This is a genomic window from Pseudomonas sp. TAE6080 (assembly GCF_018732265.1).
Lineage (GTDB): Bacteria > Pseudomonadota > Gammaproteobacteria > Pseudomonadales > Pseudomonadaceae > Aquipseudomonas > Aquipseudomonas brenneri.
Map to the genome: position 1 here is coordinate 60175 of NZ_JAHIDY010000026.1, position 25145 is coordinate 85319.

The following is a 25145-nucleotide window of genomic DNA, read 5'->3' on the forward strand; positions in this document are numbered from 1 at the left end:
CCTGAATCCCATGCCAATTCAGATTTTGCGTCTGGCGGCGATGCAGGCAAGATGAAGGCCTGCACGTCAGAACACAGGATGCTTACCGTGACCGAAGCTTTTGTTGTCGTCCAAACCGCCGAAGAGGCCGTGGACCGGCTGGCGGCCCTGCATGAGCGGGCCACCGGCGCGCTCAATCAGGCCCTCAAGCAATACCTCAAGGATCGCGTCGAACCCGACGCCGCACAACGTGCACTGTTTCGCTACCCGGAACTGCGCCTGACCTACCACTGCCACGGCGAAGTCCCACAGACCACGCGGGCGTATGCCAAGGTCCAGTTGCCGGGCACCTACAGTGTCACCGTCACCCATCCGGCGGCGTTCCGCAAATACCTGCTGGAGCAACTGGTGCCGCTGATGCACGACTTCACCGTGACGGTAGAAGTGGGCGTCAGCCAGCAGAACATCCCATACCCGTACGTGGTGGAGCAGGGTGACGAGTTGGCCGGCTCCGGCGTGACCGCAGCGACCCTGGCGCGGGTGTTCCCGAGCACCGACCTGTCCGCCGCCACCGATGGCATCGCCGATGGCCTTTATGATTGGGAAAACACCGATCCACTGCCCCTGGCGCTGTTCGATGCGGCCCGCGTGGATTTCTCCCTGCGCCGCCTGGTGCACTACACAGGCAGCGACTGGCGCCATGTGCAGCCGTGGATTCTGCTGACCAACTACCACCGCTATGTCGACCAGTTCATCGTCCATGGCCTGGAGCAGTTGCGCAGTGACCCACGTTTTATCCGCATGGTGTTGCCGGGCAACGTGATCATCGACAAGAACATGGACCATGGCGAAGCGTCTGCCATTGCCGCAGGCGTGGTCTGGCACCGTTACCAGATGCCGGCCTACCACTTGCAGGCCAGCGACGGCCACGGCGTAACCCTGGTCAACATCGGTGTCGGCCCGTCCAACGCCAAGAACATCACCGACCACCTGGCAGTATTGCGTCCACATTGCTGGCTGATGATTGGTCACTGCGGCGGCCTGCGCCAATCCCAGACCATCGGCGACTATGTGCTGGCCCACGCTTATATGCGGCGCGACGGGATTCTCGACCGCGTGGTACCGCCGAACATCCCGATCCCGGCCCTGGCCGAAGTACAGATGGCGTTGCAGCAAGCGGCGGCCAACGTCACGGGCGAGAAGGGCGAAGAGCTGAAAAAGCGCCTGCGTACCGGCACCGTGCTGACCTACGACGACCGCAACTGGGAGCTGCGCTGGGCCCAGGAACGCCCGTTGATCAACCTGTCCCGTGCCGTAGCGGTGGATATGGAAAGCGGCACCATCGCAGCCCAAGGCTACCGTTTGCGAGTGCCTTACGGCACGTTGTTGTGCGTCTCGGACAAACCGCTGCACAGTGAGATCAAGTTGCCAGGTTCGGCCAACGCGTTCTATGAGCGGGCCGTGAGCCAACACTTGAAGATCGGTATCGAGGCGGTGGACTTGTTGCGCACCGAGCTCAACTCGTTGCATTCACGCAAACTGCGCAGCTTTGACGAGCCGCCGTTCCGCTAAATAGCGGGGTGGTTATTTAACGGTCAGGCCACTAGCATGGTCGGTCCTGACCGTTAGATGTTTTGTTGCCATGTCCCGTCCTGCCCGTCCCGATTCGCGCCGCCCTGGCGTGAAACCTCCCCATGCCGCTGCTCGCCGTGTTGCCAAGGCGCCGCCGGCCGAGCCGAAGTTGATCCTGTTCAACAAACCCTTCGACGTGCTGACTCAGTTCAGTGATGAAGGCGGGCGCGCGACCCTCAAGGATTTCATCGACATTCCGGGGATCTATCCGGCCGGGCGCCTGGATCGGGACAGTGAGGGCCTATTGCTGTTGACCAATGATGGCCAGTTGCAGGCGCGGATTGCCGACCCCAAGCACAAGCTGGCGAAAACCTATTGGGTGCAAGTGGAAGGCGAGCCCACCGAGGAGCATCTGCAACGCCTGCGCGCGGGCGTTGAGTTGAATGACGGTATGACGTTGCCGGCTGAAGCCCGGCGACTGGATGAGCCAGAACTATGGCCGCGCAACCCGCCGGTGCGGTTTCGTAAAAACCTGCCGACCTATTGGCTGGAACTGGTGATTCGCGAGGGGCGCAACCGCCAGGTACGGCGCATGACCGCTGCCGTGGGCTTGCCGACCTTGCGCCTGGTGCGGGTAAAAATCGGCGATTGGTCGATTGAAGGCCTGGGCCAAGGCCAGTACCGCGAAGTGCCGGCGCGCTTATAAAGCCCCGGATTCGATCAGGCCGATCACCACGCTCTTGATGATGAACGCGGCCACGCCCAGGCCCAGCACGAAGAACAGAATCATCGAGCCAAAGCGCCCGGCCTTGGATTTCTTCGCCAGGTCCCAGACGATAAAGCCCATGAAAATGATCAGGATGGTGACCAGGCCGGTCATCATCCACTCTTCAAACAGCACGGGGTCAATCGAATTCATTGGGCAGTTTCCGACAAAGGCAGGCGCGAAGTATAAGGCAGCGAGGCACGCTCAAAGTTGACCTGCGTCGGTACGTCGCACCCGGGTGTCACTGCCTGAACACGGTCAAAAAGTGGGAGCTGGTGGTGAGTCTTAGGTCCGCAGATGAGTCAACGGCAACTCCGTGCTGTTAAGTACCTGGTTGAGCACAAAACTTGAGCGCACGCTGGTCACCCCTTCAATCCGGGTCAGGTGGCCCAGCAGCAGTTTTTGATAGTGATCCATATCCGGCACCACCACCTTCAACTGATAGTCGGCATCCATCCCGGTGACCAGGCTGCATTCCAGCACCTGCGGCAAGGTGCGGATGGCCGCTTCGAAGTTCTCGAAGCGCTCGGGTGTGTGTCGGTCCATGCCGATCAGCACGTAGGCCGTGAGGCTCAGGCCGAGCATCTTGCGGTCGAGCAGGGCGACCTGTCGTGAGATGTAGCCGTCGTCCTCCAATTGCTTGACCCGGCGTGAGCAGGGCGAAGGCGACAGGCCGATGCGCTCGGCCAGCTCCTGGTTGGAGATCCTCGCGTCGCGCTGTAATTCCGCCAAAATACTCAGGTCGTATCGGTCAAGTTTGCTCATTGAGATGGCCTTTATCGTAACTATTGCTGCGAATTATCTATCCAGGGTTAAAAATTGCGCAAGCACTGTTTATTGACGCAATCTTCGCAATCATCTATCGGGGCTTCACGCCTATGATTACCAACAGAATCACTGCCCGGACATACAGTCCACAGCAGCCCGCCGAATCAGGCCGGCTGCGGCCCGCCAACCCCACCGGGTTGTGCCGGCCCCCGGGCTACACACTGTCCACAAGACGGCGTGAGGTGAGCCAACGTCATAAGCGTTGAGCCAGGACGAAGTTCTCAAGGGGTGGCCGACGGGCTACCCCTTTTCTTTTGCCGACGAAAAATGTTCGGCTGGCTGATAACCTGTGGCAGAACCGGGCCCGGCTTTTCCAGTCTCATGCATAGGCCCTAATCCGCAGTGAGGAATAGCATGAAGCGCATCTGGCGTTTGGCAGGTGTAGGTGTGTTGATGGTCACCTTGGGTACGCAGGTGATGGCTGACGAGCGAGACAACTCACCCCGCCAGGGGCAAGGCCTGCAGGGCGGTGGTGGCGGGCAGCGAGAGCGTGGCCCCCAAGGCCACGAACCTTCGCGCCCGGCGCCCCAGGCCGGGAGCAATCTGCCGATCCAGGCCCGCCCCGACTCCGTGAACCAGACCCAGGAGCCGCGCCAGGGTAACTACCGTGACATTCCCCGGCGTAACGATGGCAACCCGCACTGGGAAGCCGGCGGTCCCGGTTCGCGCCCTGGCTACAATGGCCACCCCAATGACAACCGCTGGCCGGGCCGCCCCGACGGGCACGGCAATGGCTGGGGCCCCGGCCCGCAATATCGGCCGGGCTACACGGTGGACCGCTTCCCCGAGCGCAATTACCGCGTGCCCTATCGTGGCCAGGATTATTTCTTCTCCGGGGGTTATTGGTATCGGCCCCAGGGCCCGCGCTACGTAGTTGTCACACCGCCCTACGGGATTCGTGTGCATTACCTGCCGGACTATGCGCGGGAAGTGTGGGTGGGCAGCGCGCTGTTTTTCCTCGCCGCCGGCGCCTATTACAGCTATGAGACCAGCACCCAGCAGTACGTGGTGGTGCAACCGCCAGTCGCCAGCCTGCCGCCACAGCCGGCGCCTCAGGGCAATGGGTATGACGTGGTGGCCTATCCCGCCAACGGTCAATCACCCGCCCAGGTGCAGCAGGACGGTTACGATTGCTATCGCTGGGCGGTGCAGCAGAGTGGCTTCGACCCGCAGACCGTCACCTACGCGCCTGCGCCAGCGGTGGTGCAAACCTACCGCCAGGCCCAGGGCAACTGCCTGGGCAGCCGCGGCTATCAGGTGACCTACTAAGCCTTGTTGCCGGTGACCACTTCCAGCGGGTCGGCGTGCACCAGCACCTCGGCCCGTGGGTAGGCCTGATGGATGGCATCGGCGGCCTGGTCGCTGATGCCATGGGCCACCAACAGGCTCAACTCCCCCGGTAATTCCAGGTGCAACTGCACAAACCAGTGATTGCCGGAAATCCGCGTGCGCAAGTCATGGGCGCCCAACACGCCGGGCACGCCACGGGCCAGTTCCAGCATATGCTGGCTGACGTCGGCCGGTAGTTCCTCGTCCATCAGCACGGCAAAACTTTCCCGGGCGATCTGGATCGCGCTCCACAGGATGTAGACGGCGATCCCAAGCCCGAACCAGGCATCGACCTGATGCAAGCCAAAGGCCGCCAGCACCAGCGCCAATAGAATGCTGCCATTGAGCAGCAGGTCCGAGCGGTAGTGCAGCGAGTCGGCACGCACCGCGTTCGAGCCGGTTTCGCGAATCACCCGATGTTGCAGGATCAGCAGCGCCACGGTCAGTGCCAGCGACAGCACAATCACCGCGATGCTCAGCCAGGGTGCGCCCACAGGCTCGGGGTGCTGCAAACGCTGGTAAGCCTGGAAGGCGATCAATACTGCACTGCCGGCGATAAACAGCGCCTGGGCCATGCCCGCCAGGGATTCCGCCTTGCCATGCCCATAACGGTGGTCGTCATCGGCCGGGCGCAGCGCGTAATGCACCGCCAGCAGGTTGAGCAACGACGTCACGCCGTCGAGCAGCGAGTCGGTCAACCCGGCGAGCATGCTCACCGAGCCGCTGTACCACCAGGCGACGGCTTTGCCGATAATCAGAATACTGGCCACGCCGACCGAGGCGCGGGTGGCCAGGCGCAATAGCCGAGCGTGTTCGGTGCTGGTGGTCATGGGGCGATCAAGTCCTTACGCAGCCGGTTGCAGGCCCAGGGTCGCGAGTTGTTGCACGCTACCCTTGAACTGGATCAGGCGCGGGTCGTCCAGCGGTAGGCTGCGGCCGGTTTCGTGCTCGATGATGGTTTGCAGCTTGGTGTTATCCACCTTGCCGTCGGCGCCGATGGCTTGTTGCAGTTTTTCTGGCGCGACCTGGGCGGTCTTGCCGGGTTCGAAATAGATGGCGCCGGTGGCGAAGTCCACACCAAAGGCGATCAGGCCGGGGATGACATAGAACAGCAGGCCGAGCGCATCGAGTACGGCAATCGTCGGGTCGATCTTGCCGTCGATCTGGCCACGGCGGTCAGGATAGAAAATCGAACCGCAGGCGGTCAGTTGGCTCAACAAGGTGACGGCCAGAACACCGCCGATGACACGGGAAGCAATACGCATGGGACTCTCCTGAACACTTTATGGCGTGACTATAAAACATATCTACCGGGTGCCACCGCTCTAATGTAGGAGCATTCCAATCGGAGACGGCACTCCACCGATATCCAGCAGTTCGCCGTTATACTCGCCGCTCTGCTTTGGAGCCAGTATGAATTCGTTGCCAATCGATGATGTTTTACCCGCCCTGCGTGAAGCCTTGGCGACGCGCCATGAAGCCGTGCTCGAAGCACCGCCCGGCGCCGGTAAAACCACGCGGGTGCCGTTGGCGCTGTTGAATGAAAGCTGGCTGGCCGGGCAAACCATCCTGATGCTTGAACCGCGTCGGCTAGCGGCCCGCGCCGCCGCCGAGCGACTGGCCAGCGAGCTGGGGGAAAAGGTCGGGGAAACCGTCGGCTATCGGATCCGCCTGGACAGCAAGGTCGGCCCCAACACCCGTATCGAAGTGGTCACCGAAGGCATCCTCACGCGCCGCTTGCAGGATGACCCGGCGCTGGATGGCGTAGGCCTGTTGATCTTCGACGAGTTCCACGAGCGCAGTCTCGACGCCGACCTGGCGCTGGCCCTGAGCCTCAATGGCCGCGAGCTGTTTCGCGACGAACAACCGCTGAAAATCCTCCTGATGTCCGCCACCCTTGAAGGCGAACGCCTGTCGGGCCTGCTCGACGACGCACCGATCCTGCGCAGTGAAGGGCGCATGTACCCGGTGCAGATGCGCTGGGGCCGACCGTTCCAGCCTGGTGAATTTATCGAGCCACGGTTGGTGCAGACCATCCTTGAAGCCCTGCATGACGAAACCGGCAGCGTGCTGGTGTTCCTGCCCGGCCAGGCGGAGATTCGCCGGGTCAATCAACAGTTGGCGGACGCCTTGGGTGAGCGCAGCGATGTACTGCTCTGCCCGTTGCATGGCGAACTCGACCTCACGGCCCAGCGGGCGGCCATCGACCCGGCACCCGCCGGCAAGCGCAAGGTGGTGCTGGCCACCAACATCGCCGAGACCAGCCTGACCATCAATGGCGTGCGGGTGGTGATCGACGCCGGGCTGGCGCGGGTCCCGCGCTTTGACCCCGGTAGCGGCATGTCCCGCCTCGATACCCAGCGCATTTCCCGCGCCAGCGCCACCCAGCGTGCAGGCCGGGCAGGGCGGTTGGAGCCGGGCGTGTGCTATCGCTTGTGGTCCGAAGACCAGCATGAAGGGCTGGCGGCCTATGGCAGTGCGGAAATTCTTTCGGCGGACCTGGCCGGCCTCGCGCTGCAACTGGCGCGCTGGGGTGTGACGCCGACACAACTGGTATGGCTCGACGTACCGCCCACGGCCGCCTATGCCCAGGCCCAGGACTTGCTGGAGCGACTGGGCGCATTGAAGGACGCGACCTTGACCCCCCACGGGCAGAAAATGGCCAGCCTGCCGGCGCATCCGCGTATCGCGCATTTGTTGTTGCGTGGTCAGGACCTGGGGTTGGCGAACATGGCGTGTGATGTCGCCGCGCTACTGGGCGAGCGCGATATCCTGCGTGGCGCCGGTGCGGATTTGCACAGTCGCCTGGCGTTGTTGTCCGGCGAGGAGCGGGCCCGTGGCACCCAGGGTGGCGTGCAGCGGGCCAGGCAGTTGGCCCGGCAATATCGCGGCTATCTGCGAGGCAAGGCCGAACAGCCCGTCGCCGATCCCGATCACCCGCGTTGGCTTGGGGCGTTACTGGCGCTGGCTTACCCGGATCGGGTGGCCCAGCAGCGTCGCGCCGGGGGCGCCGAATATCGCCTGGCCAATGGCCGTGCGGCGCTGTTTGCCGAAGCCGACAGCCTGATGAAACAAACGTGGCTGGTCATCGCCGACCTGGGCAGCCGTCAGGGCCAGCGTGAAGAGCGGATCTACCTGGCCGCAGACTTTGATCCGGCGTTGTTCGATTCGGTATTGGCCGAACAAGTGCGCTGTCTCGACCAACTGGATTGGGACGAGCGCGAAGGCGTGTTGCGTGCCGAACGCCAGCGCAAGGTCGGTGAATTGGTGCTCAGTCGCGAGCCGTTGACCGGTCTCGACGAGTCCGCCCGCAGCCAGGCGCTGGTCAATCTGGTGCGGCGCAAAGGCCTGGAGTTGCTGCCCTGGACTGCGGAACTGCGCCAGTGGCAGGCCCGCGTCATGCTGTTGCGCCAACTGGACGCCGGCCAGGTCAGTGAATGGCCGGATGTCAGCGACAGCGCCTTGCTCGCCAGCCTTGAACACTGGTTGATGCCGTACCTGGGCAAGGTCTCGCGCTTGAGCCATTTTGCCAACCTGGATCTATCGAGTTTCCTGCATAACCTGCTGCCCTGGCCGTTGCCGCAACGCCTGGACGAGTTGGCGCCGCACCATTTGAAAGTGCCGTCGGGGTCTTCGGTGCGTTTGGACTACAGCGAACAACCGCCGATCCTCGCGGTGCGCTTGCAGGAGCTGTTCGGCCTGGCCGACACCCCGCGCATCGCCGGTGGGCGGCAAGTGGTGAAGCTGCACCTGCTCTCGCCCGCACGGCGGCCGGTGCAGGTGACGCAGGATCTGGCGAACTTCTGGCGCAGTACCTACGCCGAGGTGAAGAAGGATCTGAAGGGCCGCTATCCCAAGCATTACTGGCCGGATGATCCGTTGGTGGCAGAGGCGACTGCGCGGATCAAACCCCGCAAATAACCCCGAACACGCCACCGCTCCCACATTGGTTTTGTAGTGTTGGTTATTGCGCGGCGGACAATAAGAACCGCGCAATCACCGGCAAATGATTGGAAATACGCAACGTATCGTCCTGCCGCACCCGCGCCTCCACTTTCTTCAGCCTTGGGCTGTAGAACAGATAATCCACCGTGCGATCCGGCCCGTCGAGGCTTGGGTCATTGGGGAAGTGAGTCAGCCACTGCGCCCGGTCAATGCCACTGGATTGGCTGTTGCTGGGCACCATCGGGTATTTGTCCCACAGCAGATGCAGCTCGCTGTCTGGCGAATACTGCCCGCGCTTACCGGCCTCCAGGCGCAGGAACTGGCCCAGCGGCAACAGGTTGAAGTCGCCACCGATCAGCCAGGGCGTGCCACGGCTTTCGAATTTATCCAGCAGCTTGATGGTCGCCTGGACTTGTTCGCGCACCGCGCTGTGGCCAGGAGCGGCGTTGTCCAGGCGGGTATTGAGTACCGCCAGTTGACCGCCGTCGCTTAACGGCAGGTAACTGAGCAGCAACGCAGGCTTGGGCTGGAACTGGCGACTGAGCAGGTTGGCCGGGGCCACCGGCAGTTGCAGGCGTTCGGCGTGTTCGATCTGGTAGCGGCTGAGGGTTACCAGCTTGCGGCCGACGCTGCCGAAGATATGCCAGTCGGGAATAAAGTCGGCTTTCCAGTCGAAGGCCTGGACGCTGCAAGGGTAGAGGTCCACCAGTCGCTCCTGGAGCAGCGCCAGTTGGTCCTGGTAATGGGACGGCTTGGCGTCTTCATCCAATTCCTGCAGCAGCAGTACGTCCGGTTGTTCATCACGGATCACCCGCGCCACTTCATCCAGGCTGGAGGCCATGTCTTCAACGGTCGGGCGGTCATCCGGGCCGCTGCCGTCCGGGGTGTCGTACCAGAACACGTAGTTCTTGCCGGCCAGGTACTGCACGTTCCAGGTCATCACCTTGAGCGCCTGGCCGGGCAACAGCGTCGGCGCACGCGGGGCGACGCAGCTTACCGGCAGGATCTCTTTGTCGGCGGGGCGCCAGGTCAGGCTGTAGACCAGGGCGGTCAGCACACCAGCCAGAATCAGCAGGCCCACCAGGGTTGTACGCAGTAAACGGTTCATCGGCTCGCCTTATGGCGCTGCAGGACAGGCACGGAGCATACCCGACCGGCGGCCGGGAGCCCAAGGGCCACGTTAGCGGGCGTCTGCATCACCGGCGATCAGCATGAACAGGCGGAACAGCACCACGCTGGTAAACAACTGCAAGAAGCTGTGGGCGCTGTCGATCAGCACCGCCAGCAGCGGGTTCTGCGGGTCGGGCCAGGCCGCGACGCTCGCGCCCTTGAGCAGCCACAGCGGGGTCATCACGCACAACAGGCAGATCAGGATGCGCAGGAAATGCCCGCGGGTCAGTCGGAAACTTTCCTTCATCGCCGCCAGCGCCGGCATGCCGCGCAGCACCAACAGGTACTCGGCAAACGCCAGAGTGACCATCAGCCACAGCCCCGGCAGGAAGTACAACGACAGCCCCAGCAGGATCAACAGGGTGCTCATGGCGGTCAGCAGCGCATAGCGTGGCCACAGGGTCAGCGCCATGGCCAGCACGTCGGCAGTGCGCGGCGACTCGCCACGGCTGCGGGCATCGAGAAACAGGATCAACGCGGCGGTGTACAGCGGATACACCAGCAGCCCGACGATCATGCTGTAGCCGGTAAACGCCTCCGGGCCCAGGGTGCGATCGAGCACTTGTTGCAGCACGGCTTCGAGGATCACCAAGGGCAGGCACAACTGCACGATGGCGCCCAGGTTGCGCTGGAAGAAGTAGAAAGAGTCGCGCAGAACGGTCAACGGATTCATCAAAGTCATCACAGGCCAAAAAAGCAGCAGACACTTTAACTGATCACCGACAAACGTAAACCTTGGGTAAAGATCATTGAAACGCCACGGGCCAGCCCCATTACTGGTGGCGTACCTTGCCCATTGCGGGCGGGACGCAGATTTTTACCGGCAATCTAACGAGGTCGCCATGAACAACGAAGAGCAAACCCTGATCGATGGACTGTTTTCACGGTTGCAGCAAGCCGAAACGGACTCAGCCCCCCGCGACGCCCAGGCAGAAGCGCGGATCAAGGAGCACATCACTCGCCAACCGGCCGCCGGGTACTTCATGACCCAGGCGATCCTGGTGCAGGAAGCCGCGATCAAGAGCCTGGATGCGCAGAACAAGCAGCAGGCGCAACAGATCCAGCAATTGCAGGATGAGCTGCAACGGGCCAAGGCCGCGCCGCCGGCCGCGAGCGGCGGAGGGTTCCTGTCGAGTATCTTTGGTGGCAGCCCTCGCGACTCGCAACCTGCGCCCAGCACACCGTCGTCATCAAGCGGTGGTTGGCGTGAGCCGAGCCGGCCGGGTTTCAACAGCGCGCCTGCGCCGCAACAGAACGTTCAGCAACCCCAACAGGCAGCACCCGCAGGCAGCAGCTTTCTCGGCGGCGCCCTGAAAACCGCAGCCGGCGTGGCCGGTGGCGTGATGCTGGCCCAGGGCATCAGCAGCCTGTTCAGCCATAACCAACAGCCGCAGGTGGTGGAAGAGATCGTGCGCGAAGAGCCTGCACCGGCCAGTGACAACAGTGACAACAGTGGCTGGGGCGGTGATGAGCAACGTTTCGCTGGCAATGACAGTTATGCCAACGATACCGACAACTTTGCCGACAGTGATTCTTCCTTCTTTAGCGACGACGATTCCTTCGTCTGATACACACAAATCCGGGGCGCGTTGTCGCCCCGGTCTGATTTTTCTCGGAAAGCTCCCCTTGGCTGGCATACTGGCGACCTTTGCGGGCCATCACGCCTGCCAGTGCCATGAGGGTGTGCGGTGAAAAAAATTGCAGTGTTCGCCGATGTCCAGAACCTCTACTACACCGTGCGCCAGGCCTATGGCTGCCACTTCAACTACGCCGCCCTGTGGGCTGATATCAGCCAGCGCGGGCAGATCGTCGAGGCGTATGCCTATGCCATCGACCGTGGCGACAGCAAGCAGCAGCAGTTCCAGCAGATCCTGCGCAACCTGGGCTTTACCGTGAAGCTCAAGCCCTACATCCAGCGCAGCGATGGCTCGGCCAAGGGCGACTGGGACGTGGGCATCACCATCGACATCATGGACGCGGCCGCCCATGTCGACGAAGTCGTGCTGGCCTCGGGTGATGGCGATTTCGACATGTTGCTCGACCGTATCATCCATAAACATGGCGTCGAAGCCGTGGCCTACGGTGTGCCGGGGCTGACGGCCAACTCGTTGATCCGCGCGGCCAGCCGCTACGTGCCTATCGAAGGCGCGCTGTTGCTCAAATAGATTTTCTGATGAGGTTGGAACAGGTTTGGAACGGATAGCGGTCATCGACTTTGAAACCACCGGCATCTCGCCGAGCAGCAGTTGCCGGGCCACGGAAATCGCCGTGGTCATCCTGGAGCGGGGCCAGATCGTGGACCGCTACCAGAGCCTGATGAACGCTGGCGTGCGCGTGCCGGGGTTTATCGAACAACTGACCGGCATCAGCAACGCCATGCTGCGCAGCGCGCCACCGGCCGAGAAGGTAATGAACGAGGTCAATGAGTTTGTCGGCACCACGCCACTGCTGGCGCACAACGCTGCGTTTGACCAGAAGTTCTGGGACTTCGAACTCGGTTTGATCCGCCGCACCCGCCTGCAAAAATTCGCCTGCTCGCTACTGTTGGCGCGCCGGCTGATGCCCGCCGCACCCAATCACAAACTCGGCACCCTGACCTCATTTGCCCAACTGCCCCACACGGGCAAGGCTCACCGGGCCATGGCCGACGCGGAAATGGCGGCCAACCTGACCGCCCACCTGGCCCAGGAACTGCGCCGTGCCCACGGCTTGCGCGAACTCTCCCATGACCTGCTGTGCAGCTTGCAGAAAGTGCCGGCGGCAAAGATCAATGATCATCTGAAGAAACATCGCGGGTTCTGATCTCAACCTTCAGGGCAGCAAAGATCCAAAGTGTGGGAGAGCAAGCCCACACATTGGTTTTGTGGTGGTTATCGGGGGCGTAGACAATCCAGCGATTGGTCCACCACCACCTTGGCCATTTCTACCAGATGCATCACCGCCCTTTGATGCCCGTTCATGGCATCAATGCCTACCTGAGCGGTTGTCACCGCGCAATGCAGCAGATCGGCGGCGCGGGCCAAGGCATCCTCGAAACTGAGGTTGTCATTGATGATGTAAGGGGCTGCGTCTGGCGCGCTGGCTTTGAGGTAGTAATCGATGGCGCGTCGGGTGAGGGGGTTGTCGCTGAGGAAATCTTTGTGGGAGAGGGGTGGATCAGGGGTGATTTTGACCATGTTGTAACTCCTCCGTTAGGTAAGAAACTGCAACCGATCGCTTGCACGCGAATAAGGGTGGCAGCCGTACACAGGTGTGCAAGACCGGGACGGAAGCAGCCCGGCAGATCCGAAGATCTCCCGTGTACAACTGCCATAACAGATGAACGCCAGGCAAAAAACTGGCGTTGAGATGTAAGGCATTTGCGCATTTTCCGTAAGTCGGACTTGCACGTCCGATCACCGAATGTTCGATGACTGGGCGAGACTAGCGAGCTGACTCGACGGAAACAAGGCCGTGGAATTCTCTAGGAAACGTCCCGCAAATGAAAGGGATCGGTCTTGCTTGCCACTGAAATATCGGGGCTTTTACCGGCTTTCTGAATAGTCAGTAGGTTTGGTCCTACTACCAAGTCGGGCTCTTCTGGATTTTCCCTTCTCCCGCCTATCACCCTTTACTGCGACCTAACATCTCGCCTGTCATTTACGTACAGGGACTACGTCATGCAGGAAAGCGATCTTCATTCGGCAATCATTCGAATCCAGTCCGAACTCGAACAAAATGGCATTGATTTCGGCTCAACTTCCAGCATGACGTTTCACTTGGGAAATACGATGGCAAGCTGCCCGGCAGTCATGGTTTTACCTAGTACACCAGGCTGGACGCATGGCGCCAGTTACAAGTTACTCAAGCCCATTCATGCCGACTCTGCGGTGCCGGACACGACGTTTGACGAACTCTGGAAATGCACGCAGCAACACTACGGCTTGACGCTGGCAACGGTCCTCACGGAGGCGGCGGGCATACCCATCAGCAAAATTGCAGTGGGGACCTGGGTCCACGTTGGCTCCAGCAAAACGACAAACCTGGCTAGCCTCATTGGAATGCGCTTTTTCCCTCGCGCTCTGATCAGGCAGCCGACATTGGCCGGCATGGCGAAAGCGACTTTTGGTACCGTCCGGGTGTTTGGCATTATCGGGCGGGGCATTCCCTTTGTTGCTGCGGGTTTGGCTGTTTTTGATCTAATCAGTATTGGTAAGTGTGCCTATGAGGCAAAAAATGGAAAGTAACCTGACCAGAGCCGAAATCAGTGAAAAAGTAATCCGGCTTTTCGTCGATATCATTGGTTTTATCGACCGAAACCAGGTGACGGAACAAACGGACTTCATCCACGATTTTAAGATTATTGATGAAGATCTGACCTGCTTTGTCATGCAGATCAAATGGCAATTCAACTTGCAGGCGACTCAGGATGATTGGAATCACATCACCACTATCCAGCAAGTTGTCGACTTGATTGTTCAATGTCGGCAGTGAGGCAACTGGCGCTACCGCTGGCTTGCCCGTTCAGCCACCGCCATTCTTCCCTTCCAAATGCCCCAGCGGCACCCGCCGCTCTATGGCGCTCGACAAGATGATCGAGGTCTTGCTGAACCCGAACTTCGCCACTCGGTTGATCAGGTTTTCCAATTCCGGCATCGACCCCACCGCCGCCTGCATGATTACGCAGGGGTCGCCGGTGACCCGGTGGCATTCGGTCAATTCGGGGATCTCGGCCAGTGCGTCGTACACCTTCTGGCTGCCGTGATTGGTCAAGCGCAGTTCGATCGTGCACTGGATCGGCAAGCCGATCTTGGACAGGTCAACCTTGGCCTGGTAACCGGTGATTACGCCACTGGCTTCCAACTTGGCCACGCGTTCGGCTACGGCGGGGGCGGAGAGGTTTACCGTGCGGGCCAATTGCGCGTAGGTGGCGCGGCCATCTACGAGCAGGGCGCTAAGGAGCATGCGGTCGTATTTGTCCATGAATAAGGCTCTGGTAATGGGAGGCTTTCGAATACAAGGCTTATAGCCCTGATAACCATGATTTGAAAAGTGTATGGGCACTTTAAACAGGTTTTGTAACTTATGTTTACTGGCGCGGATTTCTAGAATAGCTATCCCCTGTCTTGCCTCAGAGCCGCCCCATGCCTGGCCCACGTCGTTTTCCCTTACCGTTGATCGCCGCTTTTTTTGCGCTGTATGTCATTTGGGGTTCCACCTACCTGGTGATCCGCATTGGCGTGGAGTACTGGCCACCGCTGATGCTGGCGGGGATTCGTTTTTGCACGGCGGGCGTTCTGATGTATGGCTACTTGCGCTGGCGCGGTGTGCCAGCGCCGACCTGGGCACAGTGGAAAGCTGCCGGCATGATCGGCATCTTGCTGCTGACGTTCGGCAATGGCGCGGTGAGTGTGGCTGAACACACGGGCGTGACCTCCGGCGTCGCCGCGCTGGCCGTGGCAACGGTGCCGCTGTTTACCTTGCTCTGTGGTTATTTCTGGGGCGCGCGTAATACCCGCCTGGAATGGGCCGGGGTGATTCTGGGAATGATCGGCATCGCCATGCTCAATATGGGCTCCAACCTGCAATCGAGCCCGTTGGGCGCAGGCTTGCTGTTGTTTGCCGCAGCCTCCTGGGCTTTCGGTTCGGTCTGGAGCCGTCATTTGCCGTTGCCTCAGGGCGCCATGGCCAGCGCCGCTGAGATGCTGATCGCCGGTGTGGTGCTGTTGATCGGCAGCGCACTCAAGGGCGAGCACCTGGAAGCGATGCCGCCAGTGGAAGGTTGGCTGGCCCTGGCCTACCTGACCGTCTTTGGCTCGATCATCGCCTTCAACGCTTATATGTACCTGCTCAAGCATGTGCGTCCGGCAGCGGCCACCAGCTACGCCTACGTCAACCCGGCGGTGGCGGTGTTGCTGGGCATTGTGTTCGTGGGCGAGACCATCGGCCTGGAAGAAGCCCTGGCAATGCTGGTGATCATCAGTGCGGTGTTGCTGATCAGCCTGCCCCAGTGGCGTAAGCCGAAGCCGGAAATAAGGTAAACTGCCGCGCATTGCGACCTTGCGCTGAATTTTTCCTACGGTAAACACATGACTTTCGCCTCCCTTGGCCTGATCGAACCCTTGCTGCGCGCCCTTGAGACGCTTGGCTACCAGACCCCGACGCCGGTGCAGGCGCAAGCCATTCCGGCGGTGCTGGCCGGTCGCGACCTGATGGCTGCGGCCCAGACCGGTACCGGCAAGACCGCAGGTTTCGCGGTGCCGCTCCTGCAACTGCTGACGATGGAAGGGCCGAAAGTCACCGCCAACTCGGTGCGCGCGCTGATCCTGTGCCCAACCCGCGAGTTGGCCGAGCAGGTTCACGCCAGCGTCGCCCAATACGCCGAACACCTGCCGCTGACCACCTACGCGGTGTATGGCGGCGTCAGCATCAACCCGCAGATGATGAAGCTGCGCAAGGGCGTCGACATTCTGGTCGCCACGCCTGGCCGTTTGATCGACCTGTTCCGCCAGAACGCGCTGAAGCTCAATCAACTACAAACCCTGGTGCTGGATGAAGCCGACCGCATGCTCGACCTGGGCTTCTCGGAAGAACTGGCGAACATTTACCGCATGCTGCCGAAAAAGCGCCAGACCCTGCTGTTTTCCGCGACCTTCTCCGACGATATCCGCCTGCTGGCCGGGCAGATGCTCAATGACCCTTTGAGCATCGAAGTCAGCCCGCGCAACGTCGCCGCCAACACCGTCAAGCAGTGGGTGGTGCCGGTGGACAAGAAGCGCAAGGCCGAGCTGTTTGTGCACCTGATGCGCAAGGGCAAGTGGAAGCAGGTGCTGGTGTTCGCCAAGACCCGCAATGGCGTGGATGCGCTGGTAGATAAGCTACAAGGCCTGGGGATCAATGCCGACGGCATCCACGGCGACAAGCCACAAGCCACGCGCCAGCGTGCCCTGGACCGCTTCAAGGCCAGCGATGTGCAGATCCTGGTGGCCACTGATGTGGCGGCCCGCGGTCTGGATATCGAAGATTTGCCGATGGTGGTCAACTTTGACCTGCCGATTGTTGCCGAGGATTACATCCACCGCATTGGCCGTACTGGCCGCGCGGGCAACACCGGCGAGGCGATTTCCCTGGTGTGTGCCGATGAGGTGAACATGCTCTCGGCCATCGAGATGCTGACCCGCCAGACCCTGACCCGCAAAATGGAACAGGACTTCGAACCGGAGCACCGCGTGCCGGATACCGATGCCAGTGGTCAGGTGGTGAAAAAGCCGAAGAAGCCGAAGAAACCCAAGGCGTCGGGTGGTGGCGGCAAGCGCAACCTGGGCAAGTGGGTGGAGAGCGGTGAAGTGGCGGCCGAGCCCTCGATCAAACCAGTGCGCAAGGTGCCGGTGTTCAATACCGGGCCGCGTAAGAAGAAGTAATTTCTTTGGTGCCTGTCAGGGCCTCATCGCAGGCAAGCCAGTTCCCACATTTTGATCTGTGAACACATTCAAAATGTAGGAGCTGGCTTGCCTGCGATGGCGGACCTGAGCTCACCGCAACTATCGGCGCTGGAGCCATTCCAACAGGCCCCGCCCCGCAGCCCTGCCACTGGAAAAACACCCCGTCAGCAAATACCCGCCCGTCGGCGCTTCCCAATCCTGCATCTCGCCGGCACAGAACACCCCCGGCAATTGCTTGAGCATCAAGCGCTCATCCAATGCCTCAAACGGCACGCCACCTGCGGTGCTGATGGCTTCGTCCATTGGCCGGGTTTTCACCAGGGTCAGCGGCAGAGCCTTGATATCGACGGCCAATTTCTGCGGGTCGTTGAAATGTTCGGCAGGCGCCAACTCGCGCAACAGCGCCGCCTTCACCCCATCCAGCCCCAACTGACTGTGCAAATGCTTGCTCATCGAACGTGAGCCACGGGGCTTGGCCAATGCAGACTGCACTTTGTCCAGCGGCTTGCCCGGTAGCAGGTCGATATGCACGGTGGCCGCGCCATCACGGTTGATTGCTTCACGGACCGGCGCCGACAGTGCGTAGATCAAACTGCCTTCGATACCTGTCGTGGTGATCACGCATTCGCCCAACCGAGGTTTGTCAGCTGCCAAACCAATGGCGACATTTTTCAGCGGCGCGCCGGCGAATTTGCTCACCATCAAGTCGCTCCAGGCTGACACCTCGAAGCCACAGTTGCTCGGCTGCAGCGGGGCGCAGGGCACGCCTTGGTCTTCCAGCAACTTGAGCCAGGCGCCGTCGGAGCCCAGGCGCGACCAGCTGCCGCCGCCGAGGGCCAGTAGCACGGCATCGCTGTGGACAGTTTTCTCGCCATCCGGGCTGTGGATAACTAAGTCGCCATCGGCATTCCAGCCGAGCCAGCGGTGGCGGGTGTGGATAACTACCCCTTGGTCGCGCAGGCGCTTGAGCCAGGCCCGCAGCAGCGGTGCGGCTTTCATGTCGGTAGGGAATACCCGGCCGGAGCTGCCGACAAAGGTTTCTATCCCCAGGCCATGAATCCATTCGCACAACGCCTCGGCGCCAAACTGGCGCAACAAGGGGGCGATGTCCGGGGCGCGCTCGGCGTAGCGTGAGAGAAATGCCGGGTAGGCCTCGGAGTGGGTGATATTCATGCCGCCAACGCCTGCTAGCAGGAACTTGCGACCCACCGATGGCATGCCGTCGTACAGGTCCACCCGGACCCCGGCCTGGCTCAATACTTCGGCGGCCATCAGCCCGGCGGGGCCGCCGCCGATGATTGTGACGTGGTGGGGCTGGACTGGGATCTGGGACATGGTGGTGACTGCGGTTCGGCAAAGTAAGCCGAGCATTCTACCCGAGGACCGCAAAACTGCCTGATCAAAAAACGTACACCTTCCTACACGCTATACGCTGTCTGCCTTACAGGTGTTTACGCTCAAGTTATCCACAGGCCGTTCCACAGGCATTGTGGGTAACACTCACGTTTCAATGACAACCTGATGACGTCCAGACCCGCTGCGCGCTGTGGTGCAGGATGCCATGGCGACGGGCCAGGGCAGGGCGGTCCTTGCTGTAGCCGCCGCCAATCACGCCCATCACCGGGATGTCGCGGCCCAGGCAGTGGCGCATCACGCTTTCGTCACGGGCGGCGACGCCGGCGTCTGTCAGCTTGAGGTAACCGAGGGCGTCGTCCTTGTGCACATCGACACCGGCGTCATACAGCACCAGATCCGGTTGATACAACGGCAGCAGGTAGTTGAGGGCATCGTCCACCACCTTGAGGTAGTCGGTATCGCCCATGCCCATGGGCAGCGGGATATCCCAGTCGCTGGTGGCCTTGCGTGCGGGGAAGTTCTTTTCGCAGTGCAGGGACACGGTAATGGCATCCGGCGTGTTGTGGAGGATGCGCGCGGTGCCATCGCCTTGATGCACATCGCAGTCGAAGATCAGCACCCGGTTGACCCGTCCGCTGGCCAGCAGGTAGTGGCTGATCACCGCCAGGTCATTGAAGATGCAAAAGCCCGCCGGGTAGTCGTAATGAGCATGGTGGGTGCCGCCCGCCAGGTGGCAGGCCAGGCCGTGCTCCAGGGCCTGCTCGGCGGCCAGCAACGACCCGCCGACCGCACGCACGGTGCGCCGGGCCAGGGCTTCGCTCCAGGGCAGGCCGAGGCGCCGTTGGTCTTCGCGGGACAACTCACCGCTCATATAGCGTTCGATATAGCCAGGGTCATGGGCCAGGGCGAGGACATCGGCCGGGCATAATTGGGGGCGCAGCAACTGGCTGTCCTGGGTCAGGCCGCTGTCGACCAGGTGATCGCGCAGCAGCCGGAACTTGTCCATGGGGAAGCGATGATCCGCCGGGAATTCGGGACTGTAGTCGTCGTGGTAGATCAGTGGCAAAGGCATGGCAATTTCTGACAGGAACCAGCGACGGATCTTAACAGCGCTGTACACTCACGCACATGGCAAGGGAGGGGAACGATGGAGCCGATACTGGAGTTGGAAAGCGCGCGCCTGGTGCTGCGCCAGTGGCGCGACAGCGACCTGCCGGAATTTGCCCGGATGTGTGCCGATCCGCAGGTGATGCGCTATTTCCCGGCCCCCCTGGACCGCCTGGAAAGTGCGGCATTGATCGGGCGAATACGTGGGCATTTTGCTGAGTATGGGTTTGGCCTGTGGGCCCTGGAGCGCAAGGACAGCGGCGAGTTTATCGGCCTGACGGGGCTGCTGAATGTCGGCTTTGAAGCCGACTTCACCCCAGCGGTGGAAATTGGCTGGCGCCTGGCCCGCGAGCACTGGGGCCTGGGGTTTGCCAGTGAGGCGGCCTGGACCGCATTGCGCTGTGGTTTTGACCGTTTGCAACTGGAGCAGATCGTGGCCTTCACCACCGAGGCCAACTTGCCGTCGCAGAAAGTCATGCAGGCCATCGGCATGCATTACGATCCGGCGGCAGATTTTCAACACCCCAGGCTCGCGGCGGACGATCCGCTGCGCCATCATGTGTTGTATCGCATCACCCGCGCCCAATGGTTGGACACGCTGCACGGATAAGCAGGCGGTAATACTTGTAGGAGCGAGCTTGCTCGCGAAAATCGTCAACGATAACGCGGGGGGGCCTGACACCCTGCGTCGTCCCTGGGTTTTTCGCGAGCAAGCTCGCTCCTACAGTAGAAAATAGAAGGTAGAAACCGTTTTGCTCTGAGGAGAGTGTATGAGCCAAGTGTTGGAAGATCTGGTCGATTTGCTGACCCTGGAACCGATTGAAGAAAACCTCTTTCGCGGCCGCAGCCAGGACTTGGGCTTTCGCCAACTGTTCGGCGGCCAGGTCTTGGGCCAGTCGCTGTCGGCGGCCAGCCAGACCGTCGAAGAAGCGCGGCATGTGCACTCGTTGCACGGCTATTTCCTGCGCCCTGGGGATGCCGGGCTGCCGGTGGTCTATCAAGTGGACCGGGTGCGCGATGGCGGCAGCTTCAGTACGCGCCGGGTCACGGCGATTCAGAAGGGCAACCCGATCTTCACCTGCAGCGCCTCGTTCCAGTACGACGAGGAAGGCTTCGAGCATCAGACCACCATGCCGGTGGTGGTGGGGCCGGAGAACCTGCCGTCGGAGTTGGAACTGACCCAGCAGCGCGCGCACCTGATTCCTGAATCCATGCGCGAAAAATTGCTGTGCCCCAAGCCCATCGAAGTGCGGCCGGTGACTGAAAAAGACCCGTTCAACCCGCAGCCGTCCGATCCGGTCAAATATGTGTGGTTCCGTGCCGATGGCGCCCTGGCCGATTTGCCGGCGCTGCACAAATACCTGCTGGCCTATGCCTCGGACTTCGGCCTGCTGACCACCTCGTTGCTGCCCCATGGCAAGACCGTATGGCAGAAGGACATGCAAGTGGCCAGCCTGGACCATGCGTTGTGGTTTCACGCTGACCTGCGTGCCGATGACTGGTTGCTGTACGCCATGGACAGCCCATGGGCCGGCAATTCCCGTGGGTTCTCCCGTGGCAGTGTGTACAACCGCGCTGGCCAACTGGTGGCCTCGGTGACTCAGGAAGGCTTGATTCGCCATCGCAAGGATTGGGCGTGAGCCTGGCGCACGTCAAACACTGGGTGTTCGACATGGACGGCACCCTGACTGTGGCCGTACATGACTTTGCGGCGATTCGCGTGGCGCTGGAAATTCCGCCCGCCGACGACATTCTCACCCACCTGGCGGCATTGCCTGCGGCCGAAGCGGCGGCCAAGCATGCCTGGTTGTTGGCGCATGAGCGCGAGCTGGCGCTGGGTTCGGTGGCCGCCACGGGCGCGGTGGAGTTGGTGCGTGATTTGGCGGCACGGGGCTATCGCCTGGGGATCCTGACGCGCAATGCCCAGGAGCTGGCGCACATCACCTTGCAGGCTATCGGCCTGGCCGACTGTTTTGCCGTGGAAGATGTGTTGGGCCGCGACGACGCCCCGCCCAAGCCGGATCCCGGTGGCCTGCTGAAACTGGCGCAGGCGTGGGATGTAGCACCCGCCGAGATGGTGATGGTGGGTGACTATCGCTTCGACCTCGATTGCGGCCGGGCGGCGGGAGCGCGGACAGTGTTGGTGAACTTGCCGGAAAACCCTTGGCCGGAATTGGCCGATTGGCATGCCAAGGACTGCGCGGCATTGCGCCAGATGATCTAAACCAAGCACCACCTTTCTGATTGGGTTTTGTCTGACGGATTAGTGGAACAGGGCCGCCTGCCCCTGCGGCGAGGTAAACATCTTGTCGCCGTCATGCCCAACCCCTGGCACTTCAACCAACCGCTGGCTCAACTGCGGATGCCGCTGCTTGAGGTAGTCGAAATAGTTGTGCCCGCGAATCAGCCGATAAGCGCCCTGGGCCTCGGCGGCGCAGCTCTTGTCCAGGGCCGGGTGGTTGGGGTCGGTGTCCTGTTGGCCCAGCAGGTAGGTGATATCGCGTGCGACGTAGGCTTTTTCCAGTTGCTCGGGGCTTTGGCCGTTGGCGTAGGCCGGCAGCTTTTGCATGCCGTACTTCCAGTCGTTGAACCCTGAGCAACTGGCCGGCGCGAATTGCACCGGGCGTTGCGGGCTGAAGTAGGCGTAGGACGACGGGTTGGCGATCACATAACGCAGGCTGATCCCCGCCGCTTGCAGGGCCGGGTGGTCATGGCCGGTCAGGGCAAAGCGTTGCACCACCTGGCCACCCCCGGAATGCCCGGCGATCACTATTTCCTTGAGGGCCGGGAATAGTTTGCGGTTGCCCAGGTGCTTGATGATCTGGTCCAGGGCGCCGTAGGAACTGATCTGGCCATGGCCGACAGATGTCTCGCCAGCCATCCACGCATTGCCGTGCCAGCGCAGCACGCTATCGCCCAGGTGATGGCGCTGGATATCCGCATCGTTGAGAAACTGCGGCGCGATCACCAAGGTGTTGGCGCCTTGCCCGGCGTGGGCAGCGGCGTCCTCGGCGCTTTTGAGGTAGGTCTGGGCATTGCGCAGCCGGCCATGCACGATAATCAGCGCGCGGGTGACCTGCGGCAGCGGCTGGCGCCAGTCCTGGCTAAGGCCCAGGCTCAGGTCGCCGGCTTGTAGGGTGAATCGATCGGGGCTGATCACCTTGACCGCCTGCCCGGCGGCCAGGGTGGCGGTCGAGCAGGTGATCAGCAGGCCCAGCAGCCATGCGCATCGACTGTTCATTTACAGACTCTTGGCCGAAAACGTGTCGCATTGGCTGATCTGGCCCTGGGCAAACCCGGTCTTGAACCAGCGGACCCGCTGTTGCGAAGTGCCATGGGTGAACGAGTCAGGTACTACGCGGCCTTGGCCCTGCTGCTGCAAGCGGTCGTCGCCGATGGCGTTGGCGGCGTTCAGCGCTTCTTCGATGTCGCCCGGTTCCAGCCAGTTCAGGCGCTTTTGCGCACGGTTGGCCCAGACCCCGGCGAAGCAGTCGGCTTGTAGTTCCTGGCGGACCAGCAAGCCACCATCGCCTTGCATCTGCCGGCCTTGCTGGCGCGCGACCTGGATCTTCGAAGAAATCCCCAGCAGGGTTTGCACGTGGTGGCCGACTTCGTGGGCGATCACATAAGCCTGGGCAAAATCGCCGGCCGCCTGGAAGCGCTGGGACATTTCCCGGAAAAAATCCAGGTCCAGGTAGACCTGCTGGTCGGCCGGGCAATAGAACGGGCCGCTGGCGGAGGTCGCGCCACCGCAGGCGGAATTCACCCGGCCACGGAACAGGATCAGCTTGGGATTCTTGTAGGCCAGGCCGTTTTCCTGGAACACCTGGCCAAAGGTGTCTTCGGTGTCGCCCAGCACGGCACGCACAAAGTCTGCCTGCTCATCGTTGGCGGGCGGTGCCTGGCGTGTTTGCGGGCTGACCGAAGGCGCCTGCTCGGTCATCTGGCCGCTCAGTTGCCCGAGGATCTGCATCGGGTCCTGGCCGGTCAACAGGCCGATGCCGACGATCAGCACGATGGCGGTCAGGCTCAGGCCCTTGCCGCCACCAAAGCGCATGCCGCCACCGCCGCCACCACTGTCATTGCGCGCGTCGACCACGTTGTCGCTGCGCCGACCCTTTTTCCATAGCATGTGGCAATCCTCTTGATGATCGTGTTGTTAATACCGTGAGTGAGTATGGCCGTTATTGGCGGCAATACCCTTCGCCCGTATTGACCACCAGGCAGTCTTTTTTATCAGCCAGCCATTTCAGACCAGTGGCTGCACCGTCGCCAGCACGCAGCACTTGCGGGCCGTCCGGGCGGTTGAAGGTGATGCCGTCTTCGCCAGCCTCGCCCTTGAACGTGCCGGAGGCGTCGGCATCAAGGCCGTATTGCATGGTCAACAGGTAATGCCCGCGGCCGATGCTGTCGTCCTTGCTGACGGTCAGGTGCAGGCCTTCGACGCCGACCCACTTGCCGACCCATTTGTCGGTGGGCAGGGTTTCCGGCACCAGGGTCGCTTGTACCGAAGGCGGCGCCGGTTTCGGGGCCTGGGGGGATTTATCGCAGGCGCTGAGCAGGGCGAGGGTCGAAAGGATCAACAGGGTTTTTTTCATTGGGGAGTGGCCTTGGTTAAACAGCATGCAATGGCAGGCTGGCGTGCAGCGTTGGACTGGGTTTGGGCAATTTAGTGCGCTGATCGCCCGCTGTTTGGTTATGCTCTTGAGACCGATGCACCACCCGCTCTAGATTAGCGCGTTGAGTGCCACTGCTTGCGGCGGTCATTTCAGCCTGTCACGCACGAGAATTCAATGACCCTCAGCACCCCTCTTTCCGGCGTCAACCATCCCTTCAAGGGCATCGCGCTGATTGTACTGGCGACGCTCCTGTTTTCCAGCCATGACGCCTTGTCCAAATACCTGGCCGGCTTCTATCCGATCGTGATGGTGGTATGGGCCCGGTACATGGTGCATACGCTGCTGATGGCGGGGATTTTCCTGCCGCAATCGGGCCTGCGGGTGCTGCGCAGCAAGCGCCCGTTGTTGCAGGTCGCCAGGGCCTTGTGCCTGCTGGGTACCAGCCTGTTTTTTACCGCCGCCCTGCATTACATCCCGCTGGCGGAAGCCACGGCGGTGAACTTCCTCGCGCCGATCCTGGTGACGGCCCTGTCGGTGCCGCTTTTGGGCGAGCATGTGACGCGGGGCCAGTGGTTGGCGGTGATTTGCGGTTTTGTCGGGGTGATCATCATCGTGCACCCCGGTGGTGAGTTGTTCACCCCGGCGGTGTTGTTGCCCTTGGTCTCGGCGTTGTTCTTCTGCTTCTACCAACTGCTGACCCGCATCCTCAGCCAGTACGACAGCCCGACCACCAGCAACTTCTTCGCCGGCCTGTGCAACACCCTGGTGATGAGCGCGCTGGTGCCGTTCTTCTGGGAAGTGCCGACCCTGGGCCATGGCCTGTTGATGCTGGCGCTGGGCAGTTGCGGGATGACCGCACACTTGATGCTGACCCAGGCCTTCCGCTTCGCTGCGCCGGCCTTGCTGGCGCCGTTCGGCTATTGCCAGATCGTGTTTGCGGGGTTGCTGGGCTGGCTGGTGTTCAACCACACCCCGGACCTGACCACGGTGGTCGGGATCGGGGTGATCTGCCTGAGCGGGTTGGCCGCTGCCTGGCAGCAGCGGCGGCGGTGA

The 25145-nt window shown here is 61.6% G+C and carries 28 protein-coding genes; 15 read left to right on the forward strand and 13 right to left on the reverse strand.

What is annotated here, in order from left to right:
• Positions 1–51 precede the first annotated feature (51 nt).
• A complete protein-coding gene (gene amn / locus KL786_RS19210) occupies positions 52–1551 on the forward strand; it encodes an AMP nucleosidase (RefSeq protein WP_215518623.1) in 1500 nt (499 codons plus the stop codon).
• A gap of 70 nt (positions 1552–1621) precedes the next feature.
• Complete coding sequence (locus KL786_RS19215; protein WP_240344666.1) at positions 1622–2257, forward strand: pseudouridine synthase; 636 nt, start codon at positions 1622–1624, stop codon at positions 2255–2257.
• On the opposite strand, the gene KL786_RS19220 is transcribed toward KL786_RS19215, so the two are convergent.
• Together KL786_RS19220 and KL786_RS19225 are read right to left on the reverse strand one after the other, a co-directional pair.
• Positions 2252–2461, reverse strand: coding sequence for a DUF2788 domain-containing protein (locus KL786_RS19220; protein ID WP_032861950.1), 210 nt, complete (start codon positions 2459–2461; stop codon positions 2252–2254). The genes KL786_RS19215 and KL786_RS19220 overlap by 6 nt on opposite strands.
• 141 nt (positions 2462–2602) lie before the next feature.
• Positions 2603–3082: an Lrp/AsnC family transcriptional regulator gene (locus tag KL786_RS19225; RefSeq protein WP_003176264.1), complete on the reverse strand. Its 480-nt coding sequence runs from the start codon at positions 3080–3082 to the stop codon at positions 2603–2605.
• 417 nt (positions 3083–3499) lie between these two features.
• Between KL786_RS19225 and KL786_RS19230 the strand changes: the two genes are divergently transcribed.
• A complete protein-coding gene (locus KL786_RS19230; protein WP_215518624.1) occupies positions 3500–4414 on the forward strand; it encodes a DUF6515 family protein in 915 nt (304 codons plus the stop codon).
• Here KL786_RS19230 and KL786_RS19235 read toward each other — a convergent pair.
• Positions 4411–5304, reverse strand: a complete 894-nt coding sequence (locus KL786_RS19235; RefSeq protein ID WP_215518625.1) for a cation diffusion facilitator family transporter — start codon at positions 5302–5304, stop codon at positions 4411–4413. The genes KL786_RS19230 and KL786_RS19235 overlap by 4 nt on opposite strands.
• 15 nt (positions 5305–5319) lie before the next feature.
• On the reverse strand, positions 5320–5739 hold the full coding sequence (gene pmcY, locus KL786_RS19240) for a periplasmic Zn2+ metallochaperone PmcY (RefSeq protein WP_215518626.1): 420 nt from the start codon (positions 5737–5739) through the stop codon (positions 5320–5322).
• 148 nt (positions 5740–5887) lie between these two features.
• Between pmcY and hrpB the strand changes: the two genes are divergently transcribed.
• A complete protein-coding gene (gene hrpB, locus KL786_RS19245) occupies positions 5888–8395 on the forward strand; it encodes an ATP-dependent helicase HrpB (protein WP_215518627.1) in 2508 nt (835 codons plus the stop codon).
• Between the two features lie 43 nt (positions 8396–8438).
• On the opposite strand, the gene KL786_RS19250 is transcribed toward hrpB, so the two are convergent.
• Together KL786_RS19250 and KL786_RS19255 are read right to left on the reverse strand one after the other, a co-directional pair.
• Positions 8439–9527: an endonuclease/exonuclease/phosphatase family protein gene (locus KL786_RS19250; protein ID WP_215518628.1), complete on the reverse strand. Its 1089-nt coding sequence runs from the start codon at positions 9525–9527 to the stop codon at positions 8439–8441.
• Between the two features lie 72 nt (positions 9528–9599).
• Entirely contained in the window at positions 9600–10262 is a 663-nt protein-coding gene (locus tag KL786_RS19255; RefSeq protein WP_032861781.1) for a YciC family protein, read from the reverse strand.
• Between the two features lie 169 nt (positions 10263–10431).
• Between KL786_RS19255 and KL786_RS19260 the strand changes: the two genes are divergently transcribed.
• From KL786_RS19260 to KL786_RS19270, 3 genes are all read left to right on the forward strand, one after another.
• Entirely contained in the window at positions 10432–11157 is a 726-nt protein-coding gene (locus tag KL786_RS19260; RefSeq protein ID WP_215518629.1) for a DUF2076 domain-containing protein, read from the forward strand.
• A 120-nt stretch (positions 11158–11277) separates the two neighbouring features.
• Positions 11278–11754, forward strand: coding sequence for an NYN domain-containing protein (locus tag KL786_RS19265; RefSeq protein WP_032861784.1), 477 nt, complete (start codon positions 11278–11280; stop codon positions 11752–11754).
• A 25-nt stretch (positions 11755–11779) separates the two neighbouring features.
• A complete protein-coding gene (locus KL786_RS19270; protein ID WP_215518630.1) occupies positions 11780–12391 on the forward strand; it encodes a 3'-5' exonuclease in 612 nt (203 codons plus the stop codon).
• 68 nt (positions 12392–12459) lie between these two features.
• On the opposite strand, the gene KL786_RS19275 is transcribed toward KL786_RS19270, so the two are convergent.
• Positions 12460–12765 carry a DUF6124 family protein gene (locus tag KL786_RS19275; RefSeq protein ID WP_215518631.1) on the reverse strand — a complete coding sequence of 102 codons (306 nt, stop codon included), beginning with the start codon at positions 12763–12765 and terminating at the stop codon, positions 12460–12462.
• A 483-nt stretch (positions 12766–13248) separates the two neighbouring features.
• Between KL786_RS19275 and KL786_RS19280 the strand changes: the two genes are divergently transcribed.
• Both KL786_RS19280 and KL786_RS19285 read left to right on the forward strand, forming a co-directional pair.
• Positions 13249–13815, forward strand: coding sequence for a hypothetical protein (locus tag KL786_RS19280; protein ID WP_215518632.1), 567 nt, complete (start codon positions 13249–13251; stop codon positions 13813–13815).
• The gene (locus KL786_RS19285; RefSeq protein WP_032861788.1) at positions 13805–14062 is read left to right on the forward strand and encodes an acyl carrier protein; all 258 of its coding nucleotides are present in this window, start codon (positions 13805–13807) and stop codon (positions 14060–14062) included. The genes KL786_RS19280 and KL786_RS19285 overlap by 11 nt, the downstream gene beginning before the upstream one ends.
• Before the next feature lie 30 nt (positions 14063–14092).
• On the opposite strand, the gene KL786_RS19290 is transcribed toward KL786_RS19285, so the two are convergent.
• The gene (locus KL786_RS19290; RefSeq protein ID WP_215518633.1) at positions 14093–14551 is read right to left on the reverse strand and encodes an Lrp/AsnC family transcriptional regulator; all 459 of its coding nucleotides are present in this window, start codon (positions 14549–14551) and stop codon (positions 14093–14095) included.
• A 161-nt stretch (positions 14552–14712) separates the two neighbouring features.
• Between KL786_RS19290 and yedA the strand changes: the two genes are divergently transcribed.
• The gene (gene yedA / locus KL786_RS19295; RefSeq protein WP_032861792.1) at positions 14713–15609 is read left to right on the forward strand and encodes a drug/metabolite exporter YedA; all 897 of its coding nucleotides are present in this window, start codon (positions 14713–14715) and stop codon (positions 15607–15609) included.
• A 48-nt stretch (positions 15610–15657) separates the two neighbouring features.
• Complete coding sequence (gene rhlE1 / locus KL786_RS19300) at positions 15658–16989, forward strand: RNA helicase RhlE1 (protein WP_215518634.1); 1332 nt, start codon at positions 15658–15660, stop codon at positions 16987–16989.
• A 120-nt stretch (positions 16990–17109) separates the two neighbouring features.
• Here rhlE1 and KL786_RS19305 read toward each other — a convergent pair whose 3' ends face one another.
• Positions 17110–18381, reverse strand: a complete 1272-nt coding sequence (locus KL786_RS19305; RefSeq protein WP_502937846.1) for a TIGR03862 family flavoprotein — start codon at positions 18379–18381, stop codon at positions 17110–17112.
• Positions 18382–18517: 136 nt separating this feature from the next.
• On the reverse strand, positions 18518–19438 hold the full coding sequence (locus KL786_RS19310; protein ID WP_215518636.1) for a histone deacetylase family protein: 921 nt from the start codon (positions 19436–19438) through the stop codon (positions 18518–18520).
• 75 nt (positions 19439–19513) lie between these two features.
• On the opposite strand from KL786_RS19310, the gene KL786_RS19315 reads away from it, so the two are divergent.
• The 3 genes from KL786_RS19315 (at position 19514) to KL786_RS19325 (ending at position 21697) form a co-directional block, all read left to right on the forward strand.
• Positions 19514–20083 (forward strand): GNAT family N-acetyltransferase, encoded by a 570-nt coding sequence (locus tag KL786_RS19315; RefSeq protein WP_215518637.1) that lies wholly within the window; start codon positions 19514–19516, stop codon positions 20081–20083.
• Between the two features lie 160 nt (positions 20084–20243).
• Positions 20244–21113 carry an acyl-CoA thioesterase II gene (gene tesB, locus KL786_RS19320; RefSeq protein ID WP_032861807.1) on the forward strand — a complete coding sequence of 290 codons (870 nt, stop codon included), beginning with the start codon at positions 20244–20246 and terminating at the stop codon, positions 21111–21113.
• A complete protein-coding gene (locus tag KL786_RS19325; protein ID WP_215518638.1) occupies positions 21110–21697 on the forward strand; it encodes an HAD family hydrolase in 588 nt (195 codons plus the stop codon). The genes tesB and KL786_RS19325 overlap by 4 nt, the downstream gene beginning before the upstream one ends.
• Before the next feature lie 39 nt (positions 21698–21736).
• Here the strand turns inward: KL786_RS19325 and KL786_RS19330 are convergent, their stop codons facing one another.
• Genes KL786_RS19330 through KL786_RS19340 form a run of 3 tightly spaced genes read right to left on the reverse strand, consistent with a single transcriptional unit; the run spans position 21737 to position 24071 of the window.
• A complete protein-coding gene (locus KL786_RS19330) occupies positions 21737–22714 on the reverse strand; it encodes an alpha/beta hydrolase (protein WP_215518639.1) in 978 nt (325 codons plus the stop codon).
• A complete protein-coding gene (gene ypfJ / locus KL786_RS19335) occupies positions 22715–23605 on the reverse strand; it encodes a KPN_02809 family neutral zinc metallopeptidase (protein WP_032861813.1) in 891 nt (296 codons plus the stop codon).
• Between the two features lie 52 nt (positions 23606–23657).
• Complete coding sequence (locus KL786_RS19340; RefSeq protein ID WP_032861815.1) at positions 23658–24071, reverse strand: hypothetical protein; 414 nt, start codon at positions 24069–24071, stop codon at positions 23658–23660.
• 195 nt (positions 24072–24266) lie between these two features.
• On the opposite strand from KL786_RS19340, the gene KL786_RS19345 reads away from it, so the two are divergent.
• Positions 24267–25145 carry a DMT family transporter gene (locus KL786_RS19345; RefSeq protein WP_032861818.1) on the forward strand — a complete coding sequence of 293 codons (879 nt, stop codon included), beginning with the start codon at positions 24267–24269 and terminating at the stop codon, positions 25143–25145.

Bases quoted from the DNA above. Each gene is read 5' to 3' on its own strand.
- KL786_RS19345 (WP_032861818.1), top strand. From the start codon at position 24,267: ATGACCCTCAGCACCCCTCTTTCCGGCGTCAACCATCCCTTCAAGGGC.
- KL786_RS19255 (WP_032861781.1), bottom strand. From the start codon at position 10,262: ATGAATCCGTTGACCGTTCTGCGCGACTCTTTCTACTTCTTCCAGCGC.
- KL786_RS19225 (WP_003176264.1), bottom strand. From the start codon at position 3,082: ATGAGCAAACTTGACCGATACGACCTGAGTATTTTGGCGGAATTACAG.
- KL786_RS19215 (WP_240344666.1), top strand. From the start codon at position 1,622: ATGTCCCGTCCTGCCCGTCCCGATTCGCGCCGCCCTGGCGTGAAACCT.
- KL786_RS19310 (WP_215518636.1), bottom strand. From the start codon at position 19,438: ATGCCTTTGCCACTGATCTACCACGACGACTACAGTCCCGAATTCCCG.
- KL786_RS19250 (WP_215518628.1), bottom strand. From the start codon at position 9,527: ATGAACCGTTTACTGCGTACAACCCTGGTGGGCCTGCTGATTCTGGCT.
- tesB (WP_032861807.1), top strand. From the start codon at position 20,244: ATGAGCCAAGTGTTGGAAGATCTGGTCGATTTGCTGACCCTGGAACCG.
- KL786_RS19315 (WP_215518637.1), top strand. From the start codon at position 19,514: ATGGAGCCGATACTGGAGTTGGAAAGCGCGCGCCTGGTGCTGCGCCAG.
- KL786_RS19340 (WP_032861815.1), bottom strand. From the start codon at position 24,071: ATGAAAAAAACCCTGTTGATCCTTTCGACCCTCGCCCTGCTCAGCGCC.
- KL786_RS19235 (WP_215518625.1), bottom strand. From the start codon at position 5,304: ATGACCACCAGCACCGAACACGCTCGGCTATTGCGCCTGGCCACCCGC.
- ypfJ (WP_032861813.1), bottom strand. From the start codon at position 23,605: ATGCTATGGAAAAAGGGTCGGCGCAGCGACAACGTGGTCGACGCGCGC.
- KL786_RS19230 (WP_215518624.1), top strand. From the start codon at position 3,500: ATGAAGCGCATCTGGCGTTTGGCAGGTGTAGGTGTGTTGATGGTCACC.
- KL786_RS19275 (WP_215518631.1), bottom strand. From the start codon at position 12,765: ATGGTCAAAATCACCCCTGATCCACCCCTCTCCCACAAAGATTTCCTC.
- KL786_RS19280 (WP_215518632.1), top strand. From the start codon at position 13,249: ATGCAGGAAAGCGATCTTCATTCGGCAATCATTCGAATCCAGTCCGAA.
- KL786_RS19330 (WP_215518639.1), bottom strand. From the start codon at position 22,714: ATGAACAGTCGATGCGCATGGCTGCTGGGCCTGCTGATCACCTGCTCG.
- rhlE1 (WP_215518634.1), top strand. From the start codon at position 15,658: ATGACTTTCGCCTCCCTTGGCCTGATCGAACCCTTGCTGCGCGCCCTT.
- hrpB (WP_215518627.1), top strand. From the start codon at position 5,888: ATGAATTCGTTGCCAATCGATGATGTTTTACCCGCCCTGCGTGAAGCC.
- amn (WP_215518623.1), top strand. From the start codon at position 52: ATGAAGGCCTGCACGTCAGAACACAGGATGCTTACCGTGACCGAAGCT.
- KL786_RS19285 (WP_032861788.1), top strand. From the start codon at position 13,805: ATGGAAAGTAACCTGACCAGAGCCGAAATCAGTGAAAAAGTAATCCGG.
- KL786_RS19260 (WP_215518629.1), top strand. From the start codon at position 10,432: ATGAACAACGAAGAGCAAACCCTGATCGATGGACTGTTTTCACGGTTG.
- yedA (WP_032861792.1), top strand. From the start codon at position 14,713: ATGCCTGGCCCACGTCGTTTTCCCTTACCGTTGATCGCCGCTTTTTTT.
- KL786_RS19290 (WP_215518633.1), bottom strand. From the start codon at position 14,551: ATGGACAAATACGACCGCATGCTCCTTAGCGCCCTGCTCGTAGATGGC.
- pmcY (WP_215518626.1), bottom strand. From the start codon at position 5,739: ATGCGTATTGCTTCCCGTGTCATCGGCGGTGTTCTGGCCGTCACCTTG.
- KL786_RS19305 (WP_502937846.1), bottom strand. From the start codon at position 18,381: ATGCTCGGCTTACTTTGCCGAACCGCAGTCACCACCATGTCCCAGATC.